We start from the raw sequence: 15,152 nt of genomic DNA, 5'->3' as shown, positions 1-15,152 counted from the left end.
ATGAAGGAAAGCCCTGTTTATAATAAAGACGGTCGGAACAATCTGCTTGTCGGTTGTAAAGCTTTTATCTCTGGTAATTACGCCAATGGGCTGAAATTTTTCGTTTATTTTATCCACATCGAAAAACCGCGTGTATAAATAAGGGAGCGAGGCTTTTTGTAAAGCGTCTTTTTCCGTATGATCGAGGTGAAGATCGGTTTTCCAGTAATAGAAAGTGTATCGGTGATTCTGCTGCTCGCTGCAGGAAACAGTCAGAAACAAAATAAAAAGAAAATATATAATTTTCATTAGTATAAAATGCGTCAGCGTTTGTGATTGGTTTTGGTTATTTCAGAAATAGGTTAAAATATTTCCTTTTTACCGTAAAAGTAAACTTTTCCTATTAATTTCTCAAAAGTAAAAAATTCCGGGTACAATTGAAACCGTAAAATTACGGTGATTTTAGAACGAGGATCACTGTGTTGATTCTGCTGACAGGTTTAATTTAAAACCAACTTAATTTTAAATTTTTTGTAATTCAAAGAAAATGGTGCTGAAATTTAACCTTGATTTTATCTAAAGTTTCTAAATCATTAAAAATCAAAATATTTTGCTGTAAATATTTGCCAGTTATAAAATTATTCATAAATTTGCACACTCATTTTAGGGGCGTAGTATGCCTATATCAAACGTAGAAATTACTTCAGACTTCCAGGAAATGATGATAAATAAAGGATAAATTTTATTATAATATAAACAATGTCAGGTATTATTGGTAAAAAAATCGGTATGACATCTTTGTTTAACGAAGAAGGAAAAAACATTCCTTGTACAGTTATCCAAGCTGGTCCGTGCTCGGTTTTACAGGTCAGAACCATTGAAAAAGACGGTTATAAGTCAGTTCAATTAGGTTTCGATGACAAGAGTGAGAAGAACGTTGGTAAAGCGTTAGCTGGCCATTTCAAAAAGGCTGGTTCTGCTCCTAAAGCTAAATTGGTAGAATTCTACAGAGAATTCGTTGATGAAGTAAAAGTAGGAGAAGAAGTAAAAGTAGACTTGTTCAACGAAGGAGAATTCGTGGATGTAACAGGTACTTCAAAAGGTAAAGGCTTCCAGGGTGTTGTTAAAAGACACGGCTTTGGAGGTGTAATGCAGGCAACTCATGGTCAGCACAACAGACTTAGAGCTCCAGGTTCTATCGGTGCTGGATCAGACCCTTCAAGAGTATTCAAAGGGATGAGAATGGCTGGAAGAATGGGAGGTAAGCAGGTGACTGTACAAAACCTTCAGGTGTTAAAAGTGGATCAAGAACAAAATCTTTTAGTAGTAAAAGGTGCTGTTCCGGGAGCTAAAAATTCTTATGTAATTATCAGAAAATGGAACTAGTAGTATTAAATACATCAGGAAAAGAGACCGGAAGAAAAGTAACTCTAGACGAAACAGTATTCGGAATTGAGCCAAATCAGCACGCGGTTTACTTAGAAGTTAAACAGTACCTTGCCGCACAGAGACAAGGAACTCATAAAGCAAAAGAAAGAAGCGAAATTACTGCTTCTACCAAAAAGCTTAAGAAGCAGAAAGGATCTGGTTCTGCAAGATACGGGGATATTAAATCTCCAACTTTCAGAGGTGGGGGTAGAGTATTCGGTCCTAAACCAAGAGACTACAGATTCAAATTGAACAAAGCGCTTAAGAGATTGGCTAAAAAATCTGTTTTATCTCAGAAATTAAGAGACAACAGCATTAAAGTTTTAGAAGATATGAGCTTAAATGCTCCTAAAACTAAAGATTTCATTACTTTATTAGATGCATTAACATTAAACGGTAAAAAATCTTTGTTCATTCTTCCTGAAGCTAACAAGAATGTGTATTTATCTTCAAGAAACTTACCTAAAACCAAAGTAATGAACTTCAACGAAGTAAGCTCTTACGATTTGGTAAATGCAGGTGAGATCGTATTCTTCGAAGGTGCAGTTGAAAAATTCCAGGAAAATTTAAAGAAATAAATCATGTCTATTATTATTAAACCAGTTATCTCAGAAAAGGCTAATTACCTTACGGATTTAAGAGGTTCTTATTCTTTCTTGGTAGATACCAAAGCGAATAAAATCCAGATTAAAAAGGCTGTGGAAGCAGCTTACGGTGTAAAAGTAGCAGACGTTAACACAATGATTTATGCTCCGAAGGTTTCTTCGAAATACACTAAAAAAGGTCTTCAGGTTGGAAAGACAAACAAATTGAAAAAAGCGGTAATCAAACTTGCTGAAGGTGAGGTTATCGATATTTTTGCTGTAAATTAATTATAATTATAAATAATAGTAATGTCTGTTAGAAAATTAAAACCTATCACCCCGGGACAGAGATTCAGAATTGTAAACAATTTTGAGGAAATTACTACCAACAAACCAGAGAAATCTCTAACCGTTGGTATTAAAAAGTCAGGTGGACGTAACCAAACAGGTAAAATGACCATGCGTTACACCGGAGGTGGACACAAAAAGAAATACAGAATTATTGACTTCAAAAGAAACAAAGCAAACGTTGAAGCCACTGTAAAATCTGTAGAATACGATCCAAACAGAACTGCATTTATCGCTTTATTAGAATACGCAGACGGAGAGAAGAGATATATCATCGCTCCAAACGGTATCAAAGTAGATCAGAAAGTAGTTTCAGGTGAGAGCGTAGAACCAAACGTAGGAAACGCAATGAAATTGAAAAACATTCCATTGGGTACGGTAATTTCTTGTGTTGAAATGAAGCCTGGTCAAGGTGCTATTTTAGCAAGAAGTGCTGGTTCTTCAGCGCAATTAACTTCAAGAGACGGAAAATATGCCATCATCAAATTGCCTTCAGGAGAATCCAGAATGATCCTTACTGAATGTATGGCCATGATCGGTTCTGTTTCCAACTCTGATCACCAGTTAACAGTATCAGGTAAGGCTGGTAGAAGCAGATGGTTAGGTAGAAGACCTAGAACAAGAGCGGTTGTAATGAACCCGGTAGATCACCCAATGGGAGGTGGTGAAGGACGTTCTTCAGGAGGTCACCCAAGATCTAGAAACGGTATGCCGTCTAAAGGTTACAAAACAAGAAAGAAAAACAAAGTGTCTAACCGTTACATCGTATCTAAAAGAAAATAATTATGGCAAGATCACTTAAAAAAGGACCGTTCATTCATCATACTTTAGATAAGAAGGTTCAGGCAAATATAGAGTCTGGTAAGAAGACAGTTATCAAAACTTGGTCTAGAGCATCGATGATCTCTCCGGACTTCGTAGGACAAACTATTGCTGTACACAACGGGAAATCTTTTATCCCTGTTTACGTTACAGAAAACATGGTAGGTCACAAGTTAGGCGAATTTTCTCCAACAAGATCTTTCAGAGGTCATGGTGGTAACAAAAACAAAGGAAGCAGATAATCATGGGATCAAGAAAAAGAGAAAGTGCATTAGCACGTAAATTAACAAATCAGGATGTAGTAAAAGCATTACATAATGATTGCCCTTCTTCTCCAAGAAAAATGAGATTGGTAGCTGATATCATCAGAGGAGTAGAAGTAGATAAAGCTTTATATATTCTAAAATATTCTAAAAAAGACGCTTCGAACAAGTTGGAGAAAGTTCTTCTTTCTGCAATGGCAAACTGGCAGTCTAAAAACGAAGGGGCGGATATCGAAGAAGCCAACCTTATCGTTAAAGAAATTTTTGTAGACAGTGCAAGACAATTGAAGAGACTGAGACCAGCTCCACAAGGAAGAGGGTACAGAATCAGAAAAAGATCGAACCACATTACGCTAATCTTAGGTACAAAAGAAAATTAATCAAGGTATGGGACAGAAGACAAATCCAATTGGTAATAGATTAGGTATCATCAGAGGATGGGATTCTAACTGGTTTGGCGGAAACGATTATGGAGACAGAATCGCGGAAGACTACAAAATCAGAAGATACCTTGAAGCTAGATTATCTAAAGGTGGAATTTCAAGAATTTATATTGAAAGAACATTAAAATTAGTTACAGTTACAATCACTACTGCTAGACCGGGACTTATTATCGGTAAAGGAGGTCAGGAAGTTGATAAACTGAAAGAAGAGTTGAAAAAATTGACTAAAAAGGATATTCAGATCAACATCTTCGAAATCAAAAGACCTGAGCTTGACGCCGTATTGGTTGCAGATAGCATTGCTAAGCAAATTGAAAACAGAATCTCTTACAGAAGAGCTGTTAAAATGGCGATGGCAGGTACCATGAGAATGGGTGCAGAAGGTATCAAAGTTCAGATCTCTGGTAGATTGAACGGAGCTGAAATGGCAAGATCAGAATCTTTCAAAGAAGGAAGAATTCCATTGTCTACTTTCAGAGCAGATATCGATTACCATATCGGTGAAGCATTGACTCAGTACGGAAAACTAGGGGTTAAAGTTTGGATCATGAAAGGAGAAGTTTACGGTAAAAGAGAACTTTCTCCACTAGTGGGACAACAGAAAAAAGGTGGTCAGTCTGACAGAAGAGATAACAGAGGAGGAGACAGAGACAACAGAAGACCTAGAAAGAACAATAACAATAATAACAATAATAATTAAAAATTTTAGATTAGACCATTTTGAATTTTAAATTACCGTTACTTTTTTAAAATAAAAAAAATCTAAAATCTAAAATCTAAAATCTAAAATTTAGAAATTATGTTACAACCAAAAAGAACCAAATTCCGTAGAGTTCATAAGATGAAAATGAAGGGGAATGCCCAGAGAGGTAGTCAACTTGCTTATGGAACTTTCGGGATTAAGGCGACAGAAGGTGCTTGGATCACTGCAAGACAAATTGAAGCTGCTCGTATCGCTGCGACAAGATATATGAAGAGAGAAGGTCAACTATGGATCAAAATCTTCCCGGATAAGCCGATTACAAAGAAACCAGCCGAAGTAAGGATGGGTAAAGGTAAAGGTGCCGTGGAATATTGGGTAGCTGTAGTAAAGCCTGGTAAAATTATGTTTGAAATCGGAGGTGTTCCTTACGATGTAGCCAAAGAAGCTCTTAGGCTTGCTGCACAAAAATTACCGGTAGTTACCAAATTCATCGTTGCTAACGATTTTGTTAAACCTCTTTAATCTTTGAATACAATGAAAAAAGCTGATATTAAAAATTTAAGCGCGGGTGATATTCAAACTCAATTAACTGAAGCAAAAGCTCAATATTCTAAATTGAAATTGGCTCATGCAATCAGCCCAATTGAAAACCCGATCCAAATCAGAGATTTGAGAAAAACAATCGCTAGACTAAACACTGAGTTAACTAACAAACAATAATTTCATTTTACAATGGATAGAAATTTAAGAAAAGAAAGAATCGGAGTGGTTTCCAGCAATAAAATGGAAAAAACTATTGTTGTTAGTGAAACTACAAGAGTAAAGCACCCGATGTACGGTAAATTCGTTTTGAAAACGAAAAAATATACTGCACACGACGAGAACAACGAATGCACAGAGGGAGATACAGTTCTGATCCAGGAAACTAGACCGATGAGCAAGAGCAAGAGATGGAGATTAGTAAGAATCATTGAAAAAGCTAAGTAATAATGTTACAAACAGAATCAAGATTAAAAGTTGCTGATAACACAGGTGCTAAAGAAGTATTGGTTATCAGAGTTCTGGGAGGAACCAGAAGAAGATATGCTTCAGTTGGTGATAAAATCGTTGTTACTATCAAAGATTCTACACCATCAGGAAACGCTAAGAAAGGTCAGGTATCTAAAGCTGTCGTAGTAAGAACTAAAAAAGCGGTTAGAAGAAAAGATGGTTCATACATCAAATTCGAAGACAATGCTTGTGTATTGCTAAACGCAGCGGGAGAAATGAGAGGAACCCGTGTTTTCGGACCGGTTGCTCGTGAGTTGAGAGACAAAGAATATATGAAAATCATTTCATTAGCTCCTGAAGTACTTTAATATTTAAAATTGTAAAAAAATGTCAAAGTTAAAAATAAAAAGAGGAGATAACGTAATCGTAACTACAGGTAAGAAAGGTCTTAAAGGTGGTACCGGTGAAGTTATTGAAGTGATCAAAAAAGAAGGAAAAGACCCTAGAGTAGTTGTTGCAGGACTTAACATCGTTAAAAAACACGTTAAGCCTTCAGCTTCCAACCCTCAAGGTGGAATTACTGAAAAAGAAGCTTCTATTCATATCTCAAACGTTGCTTTAGTTGGTAAAGACGGAAAAGCGATCAAAGTAGGTTACAAAATCGAAGGAGATAAGAAAGTAAGAATCAACAAAAAAACGGGTGAAACTTTATAATTTTTAAGAACACATGGAATATATAGCAAGACCCAAAAAAGCATATCAAGAAACGATTGTTCCTGCAATGATGGAAGAATTCGGATACAAATCTGTAATGCAGGTACCTAGATTAGAGAAAATCGTATTGTCTCAAGGTTTAGGAGATGCTACTGCAGATAAGAAAATCATCGATTATGCTGTTGAAGAACTAACGAACATCACTGGTCAGAAGGCTGTTGGTACAATCTCTAAGAAAGATGAGGCTGCTTTCAAACTAAGAAAAGGAATGCCTGTAGGTGCTAAAGTTACTCTAAGAGCTCACAAAATGTATGAGTTCCTAGACAGATTAACTTCTTCTGCATTGCCACGTATCAGAGATTTCTCTGGAATCAAGGCAGACGGTTTCGACGGTAGAGGTAACTACAACTTAGGGATCACCGAGCAGATCATCTTCCCTGAGATCGTAATCGACAAAGTGAAAAAAATCCAGGGGATGGACATCACTTTCGTTACTACTGCGAAAACAGATAAAGAAGCTAAAGCATTATTAACTCACTTCGGTTTACCATTCAAAAAGAACTAAGAAATGGCTAAAGAATCAATGAAAGCGCGTGAGCGCAAAAGAGAAGCGTTAGTTGCTAAATACGCTGATAAAAGAAAAGCTTTAAAAGAAGCTGGTGATTATGAAGGACTTCAGAAATTACCAAAAAATGCTTCTCCTGTAAGATTACACAACAGATGTAAATTAACAGGAAGACCAAGAGGATACATGAGAACGTTCGGAATTTCCAGAGTAACTTTCAGAGAAATGGCAAACAACGGTCTTATCCCGGGAGTTAAAAAAGCCAGCTGGTAATTTATTACTAAAAAAATCGGGACAATTAAGTTGTTCGGAAACTAAAGATAAAAATATCAGACCGAAATTTCTGAGGTCTGATATTTTACTCTTTAAGTCTTAGCAATACTGATTGTTCTTTAACCAATAATTTATAAAAGAAAAATGGTAACAGATCCAATTTCAGATTTCCTAACAAGAGTAAGGAACGCACAAAGCGCAGGCCACAAAGTGGTGGAAATTCCTGCATCGAAAATCAAAAAGGAGATTACTAAGATCTTATTCGATCAGGGGTATATCTTAAACTACAAGTTTGAGGATAACGCTGTTCAGGGTGTGATCAAAATCGCTTTAAAGTACGACAAGCAAACCAACAAACCAGCTATCAAGTCTATCCAAAGAGCTTCTAGACCAGGTTTGAGACAGTACAAAGGTTCAGCAGAACTTCCAAGAGTACTAAACGGTTTGGGTATTTCTATCATCTCTACTTCTAAAGGAGTAATGACTGACAAGAAAGCTAGAGAAGAAAAAGTAGGCGGTGAAGTAATCTGCTATGTTTATTAATTTTTAATCACAGGAAAATGTCAAGAATTGGTAAAGCAATTATAACAGTTCCAGCAGGAGTTACCATCACTGAAAACAACGGTGTAGTAACGGTAAAAGGTCCAAAAGGAGAACTTTCTCAGGAGCTTACAGCAGGAATTACTATAGAACAGAAGGATGGAGAACTGAACGTAAACAGACCATCTGATGCTAAACAACACAAAGCGCTTCACGGTTTATACAGAGCGCTGATCAACAATATGATTGTTGGTGTAAACCAAGGTTTCGAAAAGAAACTGGAATTAGTAGGGGTAGGATACAGAGCTTCACACGCAGGTCAAAAACTTGAGTTGGCTTTAGGATTCTCTCACGGTATCGTATTGGAACTTCCAAGTGAAGTAAAAGTAGATACATTGACTGAAAAAGGTAAAAACCCAATTATTACTTTAACGTCTCACGACAACCAACTTCTAGGGATGGTAGCTGCAAAGATCCGTTCTTTCAGAAAGCCTGAACCATACAAAGGAAAAGGGGTAAGATTCGTAGGAGAAATTGTTAGACGTAAAGCTGGTAAATCTGCTTAATAAATTATAAGTATTATGGCATTAAGTAAAGTAGAAAAAAGAATAAGAATCAAAAGAAGAGTAAGAGGAAAAATCTCTGGATCTTCTGAATTGCCAAGATTATCTGTATACAAAAGTAATAAGGAAATTTACGCTCAGTTAATCGACGATAACAGTGGAAAAACTTTGGCTTCTGCTTCTTCCAGAGAGAAAGGCGTTGAAGCTAACGGAACAAAGACTGAAGTTTCTGCTGCCGTAGGTAAGGCTATCGCTGCCAAAGCCATCGCTGCAGGAATCGAAAATATTGTATTTGATAGAAACGGATTCGTATATCACGGAAGAGTAAAAGCTCTTGCTGACGGTGCGAGAGAAGGCGGACTTAAATTCTAATCATTAAATTTCGGAAAATATGTTAGGACTAGATAATATAGAAAGAGTAAAACCGGGAGGATTAGAACTTAAAGATCGTCTCGTAGCTGTTAACAGAGTAACAAAAGTAACCAAAGGAGGTAGAGCTTTCGGATTTTCTGCAATCGTAGTTGTAGGAGACGAAGCGGGAACTATCGGTTTCGGTTTGGGAAAATCTAAGGAAGTTGCTTCTGCTATTGCTAAAGCGGTAGAAGATGCTAAGAAAAACTTAGTAAAAGTTCCTGTAATGAACCACACGATTCCTCACCAGACTTCTGCCAGATATGGTGGTGCTGATATCTTCTTAAGACCTGCTTCTCACGGTACAGGACTTATCGCCGGTGGTGCGGTAAGAGCGGTATTGGAGTCTGCTGGTGTACACGATATCCTTTCAAAATCTAAAGGATCTTCTAACCCTCACAACGTGGTGAAAGCTACTTTCAAAGCGTTATTGGATATCAGAAGACCTGAAGAAATCGCTAGAATGAGAGGAGTTTCTCTAAGTAAAGTGTTTAACGGTTAATATATAAAACAATGGCAACAATCAAAGTAAAGCAAGTAAGAAGCGCTATTGGAAGAACAAAAACCCAAAAGAGAACGCTTGAAGCATTAGGATTTAAGAAACTTCACCAAGTTGTAGAACACGAAGCTACTCCTTCTATCTTAGGAATGATAGCTGCAGTTAGTCACTTACTTGAAGTTCAAAAATAATTTTTAAAATAATTTTAAAATGAATTTAAACAACATAAAGCCAGCTGCAGGATCTACTTTCAATTCAAAAAGAATCGGTAGAGGGCAAGGTAGTGGAAAAGGGGGTACTTCTACAAAAGGACATAAAGGACAGAAAGCAAGAGCCGGATATTCTCAGAAAATCGGTTTTGAAGGAGGTCAGATGCCTTTACAAAGAAGATTACCTAAATTCGGATTCAAAAACGTAAACAGAAAAGAGTTTAGAGGAATTAACCTTGATACGATCCAGACTTTAATTGAAAATAAATCCATCACTGGAGATATTACAAGAGAGGTAATGATCGAGAACGGTTTAATTTCTAAAAACGAATTAGTGAAAATTATGGGTAGAGGAGAATTGAAATCTGCGGTTTCAATCTCTGCTGACAAATTCACTAAATCTGCTGAAGAGTTGATCTCTAAAGCAGGTGGAAAAGCAATTACCTTATAATAATTACTAATGAAAGAATTTATACAAACACTCAAAAATATTTGGAGCCTTAAAGAACTACGGGATAAAATTATCTTCACTTTAGGGATTATTCTTGTGTATAGATTCGCATCTTATATCTCTTTACCTGCAATTAACCTTGCAGAAGTAGGGGATCTCTTAGAGCATTATAAAAATCAAGGCGGTAACAAGCAAGGAGCAGGTCTCCTTGGCTTGCTTTCGTCGTTTACGGGGGGGGCTTTCAGCCACGCTTCCGTAATGGCGTTAGGAATCATGCCTTATATTTCTGCTTCTATTATTGTTCAGTTGATGGGGATGGCTATTCCTTATCTTCAGAAGCTTCAGAAAGATGGAGAGTCCGGTAGAAATACCCTGAACCAGATCACCAGATGGTTAACAATCGGAGTTTGTCTTGTACAGGCCCCTTCTTATTTAACCTCGATCACTCAGCTGTTTTTACCATATGCTCAGTTCCAGTCTGCCTACTATGTAGAGCCGAATTCCATCATGTTCTGGCTGCCAAGTATTGTTATTTTGGTTGCCGGTTCAGTGTTCGCAATGTGGTTGGGTGAGAAAATCACCGACAAAGGTATCGGGAACGGTATCTCTATCCTGATTATGGTAGGGATCCTTTCAAGACTGCCTGAAGCATTCGTGCAGGAAATGGCCGTGCAGAACGGAAAAGGAGGAATGGGATCAATCATGATCCTTATTGAAGTAATCTTCTGGATGCTGGTGGTTCTTCTGGCAGTGGTATTATCCGTTGCGGTAAGAAAAATCCCGATCCAGTATGTAAGCAGAGCTCAGGCAAGAGGAGGTGTAAACAGAAATCTCATGCAGGGAGCAAGACAGTGGATTCCATTGAAAGTAAATGCAGCCGGTGTAATGCCGATCATCTTTGCGCAGGCATTGATGTTCGTTCCGGGGCTATTGACGAAAGTAGATGAATCCAATACTTTTCTTGCAGGTTTCAAGAATGTTTTTAGCTGGCAGTACAATGTATTGTTCGCGCTATTGATTATTATCTTCTCGTTTTTCTATACTGCAATTACGATTCCGGTAAACCAGATGGCTGATGATTTGAAGAGAAATGGAGGTCTGGTACCTAAAGTAAGACCGGGAAAAGAAACGGCTGATTATTTAGATGATATTTTATCAAAAATTACCTTGCCAGGTGCAATATTTTTGTCTATCTTTGCAATCCTTCCAGCAATTGTGCATGGAACCTTTGTTCAGACAGATGCGTTCGCCCTATTTTTCGGGGGAACATCACTATTGATTATGGTTGGAGTAATTTTAGATACCGTTCAACAGATTAATACTTATCTGCTGAACCATCATTATGATGGGTTAATGCAGTCTAAATTATCAAGAACGACTGGATATTAATTTATGGCGAAACAAAAACATATTGAACAAGACGGCGTGATTACGGAAGCACTTTCCAACGCCCAGTTCCGTGTAGAGCTTGAAAATGGGCATGTACTCATTGCTCATATTTCCGGTAAAATGCGAATGCATTATATTAAACTTTTACCTGGTGATAAGGTGAAACTGGAAATGTCTCCTTACGATTTAACCAAAGGGAGAATTACATTCAGATATTAAAAAACAATGCCAAATGGAGCGTAAGTTCTGTTTGGCTATTGTTAAAAAAATAAATACTATCAAACAAAATGAAAGTAAGAGCATCAATTAAAAAAAGAAGCGCTGATTGCAAGATCGTACGCAGAAAAGGTGTACTGTTCGTAATCAACAAGAAAAACCCAAAATTTAAACAAAGACAAGGCTAACATTAAATTATGGCGAGAATTTCAGGTATTGATTTACCAAAAAACAAAAGAGGCGTTATCGGTTTAACTTACATCTACGGAATCGGAAGAAGTACTTCTTCAGAAATCCTTAAAGCTGCCGGTATCAGCGAAGACAAGAAAGTCAACGAATGGAATGACGATGAATTGGCTGCCATCAGAACATACATCTCCGAAAACATCAAAGTAGAAGGAGAATTGAGATCTGAAGTGCAATTGAACATTAAGCGATTAATGGACATAGGATGCCAACGAGGAATACGTCACAGACTTGGATTACCTTTAAGAGGCCAGAGAACGAAAAACAACTCTAGAACCCGTAAAGGAAAGAGAAAAACTGTTGCTAACAAGAAAAAAGCTAGTAAATAATCGTTAGGAATTATGGCAAAACAAACTAAAGTAGTTAAGAAAAGAAAAGTAAAAGTTGAAGCTATTGGTGAAGCTCATATTCAGGCTTCTTTCAATAACATCATCATTTCTTTAACAAATAAAAACGGAGAGGTTATCTCTTGGGCTTCTGCCGGTAAAATGGGTTTCAGAGGTTCTAAAAAGAATACTCCATTTGCTGCTCAAATGGCAGCTGAAAATTGCTCTGCTGTAGCTCACGAAGCTGGTTTAAGAAGAGTAAAGGTGTTCGTAAAAGGTCCGGGTGCAGGTAGAGAATCTGCCATCAGATCAATTCACAATTCAGGTATCGAAGTTAGCGAAATCGTTGATGTGACGCCTATGCCGCACAACGGATGTAGACCACCAAAAAGAAGAAGAGTTTAATTTTTAGAATTTACCCATTATGGCAAGATATATTGGACCTAAAACTAAGATTGCTAGAAAGTTTGGTGCTGCAATCTACGGAGATGACAAAAACTTCGAGAAAAGAAAAAACCAACCGCCAGGACAACATGGTCCTAACAAAAGAAGAGGTGCTAAGAAATCTGAATATGCAGTTCAGTTGGCTGAAAAACAAAAAGCTAAATATACTTACGGTATCTTAGAAAGACAGTTTGCTAACCTATTCGAAAAAGCACACAGAAGTAAAGGTGTAACAGGTGAAGTTCTTTTGCAACTTTGCGAATCAAGATTGGATAATGTAGTTTACAGATTAGGTTTTGCTAAGACAAGATCTGCTGCAAGACAATTGGTTTCTCACAGACACATCACTGTTAACGGAGAAATTCTGAACATTCCTTCATATTTGGTAAAAGCAGGTGATGTAATTGCAGTAAGAGAAAAATCGAAGTCTCTTGAAGTAGTTACCAATGCATTGGCTTCTAAAGCAAATTATGAGTGGTTACAATTCAACGATGAGAAGAAAGAAGGTACTTTCGTTTCTGCTCCTGAAAGAATCCAGATTCCGGAGGACATCAAGGAACAGCTGATCGTCGAACTTTACTCTAAATAATTTTTTAATCAAATTTTTGCTCAACCCAATAATATGGCAATTTTACAATTCATAAAACCCGATAAAGTAATTTTACTTAACTCTGATGATTTTAGAGGTCAGTTTGAATTCAGACCACTAGAACCAGGTTTCGGGCTTACAATCGGTAATGCTTTGAGAAGAGTGTTGCTTTCTTCTCTGGAAGGATACGCTATTTCATCTATCAAAATAGAAGGTGTAGAGCACGAATTTTCAACTATTCCAGGAGTAATCGAAGATGTTACCGAAATTATTCTTAACCTGAAGCAGGTAAGATTAAAAGCTACGGCAGAAAACCAGACGAATGAGCAGGTTGTTGCCAAAGTATCGGGTCAGACGGTTATTACTGCTGGGGATTTAGGAAAATCGATCAACGGATTTGAGGTATTGAACCCGGATTTAGTGATTTGTAACCTAAACAATGATGTAACTTTCGAAATTACTTTCAATATAGAAAAAGGAAGAGGGTATGTGCCTTCTGAACAAAATAAGTCAAACAATGCACCGGTAGGTACCATTGCAATCGACTCTATTTTTACGCCAATTAAGAAAGTGCAGTATAGCATTGAAAATTATCGTGTAGAGCAAAAAACAGACTACGAAAAACTTGTATTGGATATCGAAACTGACGGATCTATCAGTCCTCAGAACGCTTTAACAGAAGCTTCCAAGATATTAATTTATCATTTCATGCTGTTCTCCGATGAGAGAATCACCCTTGAAACGGAAGCGGTAAAAGCATCGATCCAATATGATGAAGAAACCCTTCACACAAGACAACTCCTTAAGTCTAAATTAGCAGACATGGATCTTTCCGTAAGAGCCCTGAACTGTCTGAAAGCGGCTGAAGTGGAAACTCTTGGAGAACTGGTTTCTTACAGTAAGTCTGATTTGATGAAATTCAGAAATTTTGGTAAAAAATCTTTGACAGAACTAGAAGAATTAGTGCATTCAAAAGGTCTTAACTTCGGTTTCGACGTTGCAAAATATAAGTTAGACGCTGATAAATAATTAATAATGAGACACGGTAAAAAATTCAATCACTTAGGAAGAACAGCTTCTCACAGAAGTGCTTTACTTTCTAATATGGCTTGTTCTCTAATTGAGCATAAAAGAATCAACACTACTGTAGCTAAAGCTAAAGCTTTAAGAGTATATGTTGAGCCTCTATTAACAAAAGCAAAAGAAGATACTACACACAACAGAAGAATTGTTTTTTCATATCTTCAAAATAAAGAAGCGGTTGCTGAATTGTTCAGAACCGTTGCTCCTAAAATCGCTGAGAGAAACGGTGGTTATACAAGAATCATCAAGACAGGATTCAGACCAGGTGATGCTGCTGATACTGCTCTTATCGAATTGGTAGACTTCAATGAGCTTTACAATCCAAATGCGGAAGAGAAAAAAGCGACAAGAAGAAGCAGAAGATCTACGGCTGCTAAAAAAGAAGCGGTAGTTGCTGAAGCTCCTGTAGTAGAAGAAAAAGCTGCTGAGCCAACGGCTGAAGCTGCTGATTCTACAGAAGAGAAAACTGAAGAATAATATTCGTCAGATATAAAAGAAAAACCGTTCAGATCCTGAACGGTTTTTTTATGCTTTAGATTTTCGTTTTCTTCAGTTCGATAACATTATTTCCCTGAATAAGATGGATGCTGTCCTGCGTTACTTTTGCCGTCATATCATCCTTTGTATAAGTTGTTTCATTACCGGCAGCACCCGTTTTTTTCAGAATAAATGTTTTATTGTTGTTTCTTATCGAAAGCGTGCTTTCTTTCGGTGTCGTTTCAAAGATAACCTTTACCAACGTTCCGTCGGTTGCTTTATAAATATTGCTGATTTTCTCTGTTTTTTCGCCGTTCACCTCCGTCATTGATGAGGCTGTACTTGTCGAATCAATTTTACCATTGTTGTCCACATACGAACTTTCGGAGCTTTCCGACTGGATGACTTCTTTATTTCCTCCTTCACTCTTTTTGCAGCTTACCGTAAAGAGAAAAGTCACTGAAGCTGCGACTAAAATTACCTTTTTCATGATGTTAATTTTTTTAATGTACTGATTGTTAAATATCTTTTAGTATAAAAGAATTTTTCCTAAATTTAGTAAAAACAAAAACTAAACCAACGCCTATGATCTCAAAT

At 37.1% G+C, this 15,152-nt stretch carries 29 protein-coding genes and 1 pseudogene; 28 read left to right on the top strand and 2 right to left on the bottom strand.

Annotated elements, in window-relative coordinates:
* A pseudogene (locus QE422_RS19990) lies at positions 1-288 on the bottom strand (hypothetical protein); the annotation flags it as partial.
* 450 nt (positions 289-738) lie between these two features.
* Here QE422_RS19990 and rplC point away from each other — a divergent pair.
* The 28 genes from rplC to rplQ all read left to right on the top strand — a co-directional run bounded on the left by rplC (position 739) and on the right by rplQ (position 14,555).
* Complete coding sequence (gene rplC, locus QE422_RS19985) at positions 739-1,365, top strand: 50S ribosomal protein L3 (RefSeq protein ID WP_042720943.1); 627 nt, start codon at positions 739-741, stop codon at positions 1,363-1,365.
* The gene (gene rplD, locus QE422_RS19980; protein ID WP_307462252.1) at positions 1,356-1,985 is read left to right on the top strand and encodes a 50S ribosomal protein L4; all 630 of its coding nucleotides are present in this window, start codon (positions 1,356-1,358) and stop codon (positions 1,983-1,985) included. The genes rplC and rplD overlap by 10 nt, the downstream gene beginning before the upstream one ends.
* Before the next feature lie 3 nt (positions 1,986-1,988).
* Positions 1,989-2,279 (top strand): 50S ribosomal protein L23, encoded by a 291-nt coding sequence (rplW, locus tag QE422_RS19975; protein WP_042720941.1) that lies wholly within the window; start codon positions 1,989-1,991, stop codon positions 2,277-2,279.
* 21 nt (positions 2,280-2,300) lie between these two features.
* The gene (gene rplB, locus QE422_RS19970; protein ID WP_034678013.1) at positions 2,301-3,122 is read left to right on the top strand and encodes a 50S ribosomal protein L2; all 822 of its coding nucleotides are present in this window, start codon (positions 2,301-2,303) and stop codon (positions 3,120-3,122) included.
* A 2-nt stretch (positions 3,123-3,124) separates the two neighbouring features.
* Complete coding sequence (rpsS, locus tag QE422_RS19965; RefSeq protein ID WP_002983209.1) at positions 3,125-3,403, top strand: 30S ribosomal protein S19; 279 nt, start codon at positions 3,125-3,127, stop codon at positions 3,401-3,403.
* 2 nt (positions 3,404-3,405) lie between these two features.
* A complete protein-coding gene (gene rplV / locus QE422_RS19960) occupies positions 3,406-3,804 on the top strand; it encodes a 50S ribosomal protein L22 (RefSeq protein WP_055987504.1) in 399 nt (132 codons plus the stop codon).
* Between the two features lie 7 nt (positions 3,805-3,811).
* Entirely contained in the window at positions 3,812-4,567 is a 756-nt protein-coding gene (gene rpsC, locus QE422_RS19955) for a 30S ribosomal protein S3 (RefSeq protein ID WP_072883925.1), read from the top strand.
* A 99-nt stretch (positions 4,568-4,666) separates the two neighbouring features.
* On the top strand, positions 4,667-5,092 hold the full coding sequence (gene rplP, locus QE422_RS19950) for a 50S ribosomal protein L16 (RefSeq protein WP_292009953.1): 426 nt from the start codon (positions 4,667-4,669) through the stop codon (positions 5,090-5,092).
* A gap of 12 nt (positions 5,093-5,104) precedes the next feature.
* The gene (gene rpmC / locus QE422_RS19945; RefSeq protein ID WP_115973411.1) at positions 5,105-5,290 is read left to right on the top strand and encodes a 50S ribosomal protein L29; all 186 of its coding nucleotides are present in this window, start codon (positions 5,105-5,107) and stop codon (positions 5,288-5,290) included.
* A 12-nt stretch (positions 5,291-5,302) separates the two neighbouring features.
* Positions 5,303-5,557, top strand: coding sequence for a 30S ribosomal protein S17 (gene rpsQ, locus QE422_RS19940; protein WP_027387210.1), 255 nt, complete (start codon positions 5,303-5,305; stop codon positions 5,555-5,557).
* Positions 5,558-5,559: 2 nt separating this feature from the next.
* On the top strand, positions 5,560-5,928 hold the full coding sequence (gene rplN, locus QE422_RS19935) for a 50S ribosomal protein L14 (protein WP_007839504.1): 369 nt from the start codon (positions 5,560-5,562) through the stop codon (positions 5,926-5,928).
* 19 nt (positions 5,929-5,947) lie between these two features.
* On the top strand, positions 5,948-6,274 hold the full coding sequence (rplX, locus tag QE422_RS19930) for a 50S ribosomal protein L24 (RefSeq protein WP_307462234.1): 327 nt from the start codon (positions 5,948-5,950) through the stop codon (positions 6,272-6,274).
* A gap of 13 nt (positions 6,275-6,287) precedes the next feature.
* Positions 6,288-6,839, top strand: a complete 552-nt coding sequence (gene rplE, locus QE422_RS19925) for a 50S ribosomal protein L5 (protein ID WP_307462232.1) — start codon at positions 6,288-6,290, stop codon at positions 6,837-6,839.
* A 3-nt stretch (positions 6,840-6,842) separates the two neighbouring features.
* Positions 6,843-7,112 carry a 30S ribosomal protein S14 gene (rpsN, locus tag QE422_RS19920; protein ID WP_027387207.1) on the top strand — a complete coding sequence of 90 codons (270 nt, stop codon included), beginning with the start codon at positions 6,843-6,845 and terminating at the stop codon, positions 7,110-7,112.
* 144 nt (positions 7,113-7,256) lie between these two features.
* Positions 7,257-7,655 carry a 30S ribosomal protein S8 gene (rpsH, locus tag QE422_RS19915; protein ID WP_002983236.1) on the top strand — a complete coding sequence of 133 codons (399 nt, stop codon included), beginning with the start codon at positions 7,257-7,259 and terminating at the stop codon, positions 7,653-7,655.
* Positions 7,656-7,672: 17 nt separating this feature from the next.
* On the top strand, positions 7,673-8,218 hold the full coding sequence (gene rplF, locus QE422_RS19910) for a 50S ribosomal protein L6 (protein WP_307462228.1): 546 nt from the start codon (positions 7,673-7,675) through the stop codon (positions 8,216-8,218).
* Positions 8,219-8,233: 15 nt separating this feature from the next.
* A complete protein-coding gene (rplR, locus tag QE422_RS19905; RefSeq protein WP_029297764.1) occupies positions 8,234-8,587 on the top strand; it encodes a 50S ribosomal protein L18 in 354 nt (117 codons plus the stop codon).
* Positions 8,588-8,606: 19 nt separating this feature from the next.
* Positions 8,607-9,128 carry a 30S ribosomal protein S5 gene (gene rpsE, locus QE422_RS19900; protein ID WP_149246717.1) on the top strand — a complete coding sequence of 174 codons (522 nt, stop codon included), beginning with the start codon at positions 8,607-8,609 and terminating at the stop codon, positions 9,126-9,128.
* A gap of 11 nt (positions 9,129-9,139) precedes the next feature.
* On the top strand, positions 9,140-9,316 hold the full coding sequence (gene rpmD, locus QE422_RS19895) for a 50S ribosomal protein L30 (protein WP_007839493.1): 177 nt from the start codon (positions 9,140-9,142) through the stop codon (positions 9,314-9,316).
* A gap of 19 nt (positions 9,317-9,335) precedes the next feature.
* Positions 9,336-9,785 (top strand): 50S ribosomal protein L15, encoded by a 450-nt coding sequence (gene rplO, locus QE422_RS19890; RefSeq protein ID WP_307462223.1) that lies wholly within the window; start codon positions 9,336-9,338, stop codon positions 9,783-9,785.
* A gap of 9 nt (positions 9,786-9,794) precedes the next feature.
* A complete protein-coding gene (gene secY / locus QE422_RS19885; RefSeq protein ID WP_146939925.1) occupies positions 9,795-11,174 on the top strand; it encodes a preprotein translocase subunit SecY in 1,380 nt (459 codons plus the stop codon).
* A gap of 3 nt (positions 11,175-11,177) precedes the next feature.
* Positions 11,178-11,393 carry a translation initiation factor IF-1 gene (infA, locus tag QE422_RS19880; RefSeq protein ID WP_055861802.1) on the top strand — a complete coding sequence of 72 codons (216 nt, stop codon included), beginning with the start codon at positions 11,178-11,180 and terminating at the stop codon, positions 11,391-11,393.
* Positions 11,394-11,461: 68 nt separating this feature from the next.
* Positions 11,462-11,578 carry a 50S ribosomal protein L36 gene (gene rpmJ, locus QE422_RS19875; RefSeq protein ID WP_007839480.1) on the top strand — a complete coding sequence of 39 codons (117 nt, stop codon included), beginning with the start codon at positions 11,462-11,464 and terminating at the stop codon, positions 11,576-11,578.
* 9 nt (positions 11,579-11,587) lie between these two features.
* Entirely contained in the window at positions 11,588-11,965 is a 378-nt protein-coding gene (gene rpsM / locus QE422_RS19870; protein WP_076444023.1) for a 30S ribosomal protein S13, read from the top strand.
* Between the two features lie 12 nt (positions 11,966-11,977).
* Positions 11,978-12,367 carry a 30S ribosomal protein S11 gene (rpsK, locus tag QE422_RS19865; RefSeq protein ID WP_034694697.1) on the top strand — a complete coding sequence of 130 codons (390 nt, stop codon included), beginning with the start codon at positions 11,978-11,980 and terminating at the stop codon, positions 12,365-12,367.
* Positions 12,368-12,386: 19 nt separating this feature from the next.
* The gene (rpsD, locus tag QE422_RS19860) at positions 12,387-12,995 is read left to right on the top strand and encodes a 30S ribosomal protein S4 (protein ID WP_027381319.1); all 609 of its coding nucleotides are present in this window, start codon (positions 12,387-12,389) and stop codon (positions 12,993-12,995) included.
* Positions 12,996-13,028: 33 nt separating this feature from the next.
* On the top strand, positions 13,029-14,024 hold the full coding sequence (locus tag QE422_RS19855; RefSeq protein WP_307462209.1) for a DNA-directed RNA polymerase subunit alpha: 996 nt from the start codon (positions 13,029-13,031) through the stop codon (positions 14,022-14,024).
* 6 nt (positions 14,025-14,030) lie between these two features.
* Positions 14,031-14,555, top strand: coding sequence for a 50S ribosomal protein L17 (gene rplQ / locus QE422_RS19850; RefSeq protein WP_294301717.1), 525 nt, complete (start codon positions 14,031-14,033; stop codon positions 14,553-14,555).
* A 55-nt stretch (positions 14,556-14,610) separates the two neighbouring features.
* Here the strand turns inward: rplQ and QE422_RS19845 are convergent, their stop codons facing one another.
* Complete coding sequence (locus QE422_RS19845; RefSeq protein ID WP_307462205.1) at positions 14,611-15,045, bottom strand: hypothetical protein; 435 nt, start codon at positions 15,043-15,045, stop codon at positions 14,611-14,613.
* Positions 15,046-15,152: the final 107 nt, after the last annotated feature.

The organism is Chryseobacterium sp. SORGH_AS_0447 (assembly GCF_030818695.1).
Lineage (GTDB): Bacteria > Bacteroidota > Bacteroidia > Flavobacteriales > Weeksellaceae > Chryseobacterium.
This window is presented reverse-complemented; position numbering and strand designations above follow the sequence as displayed.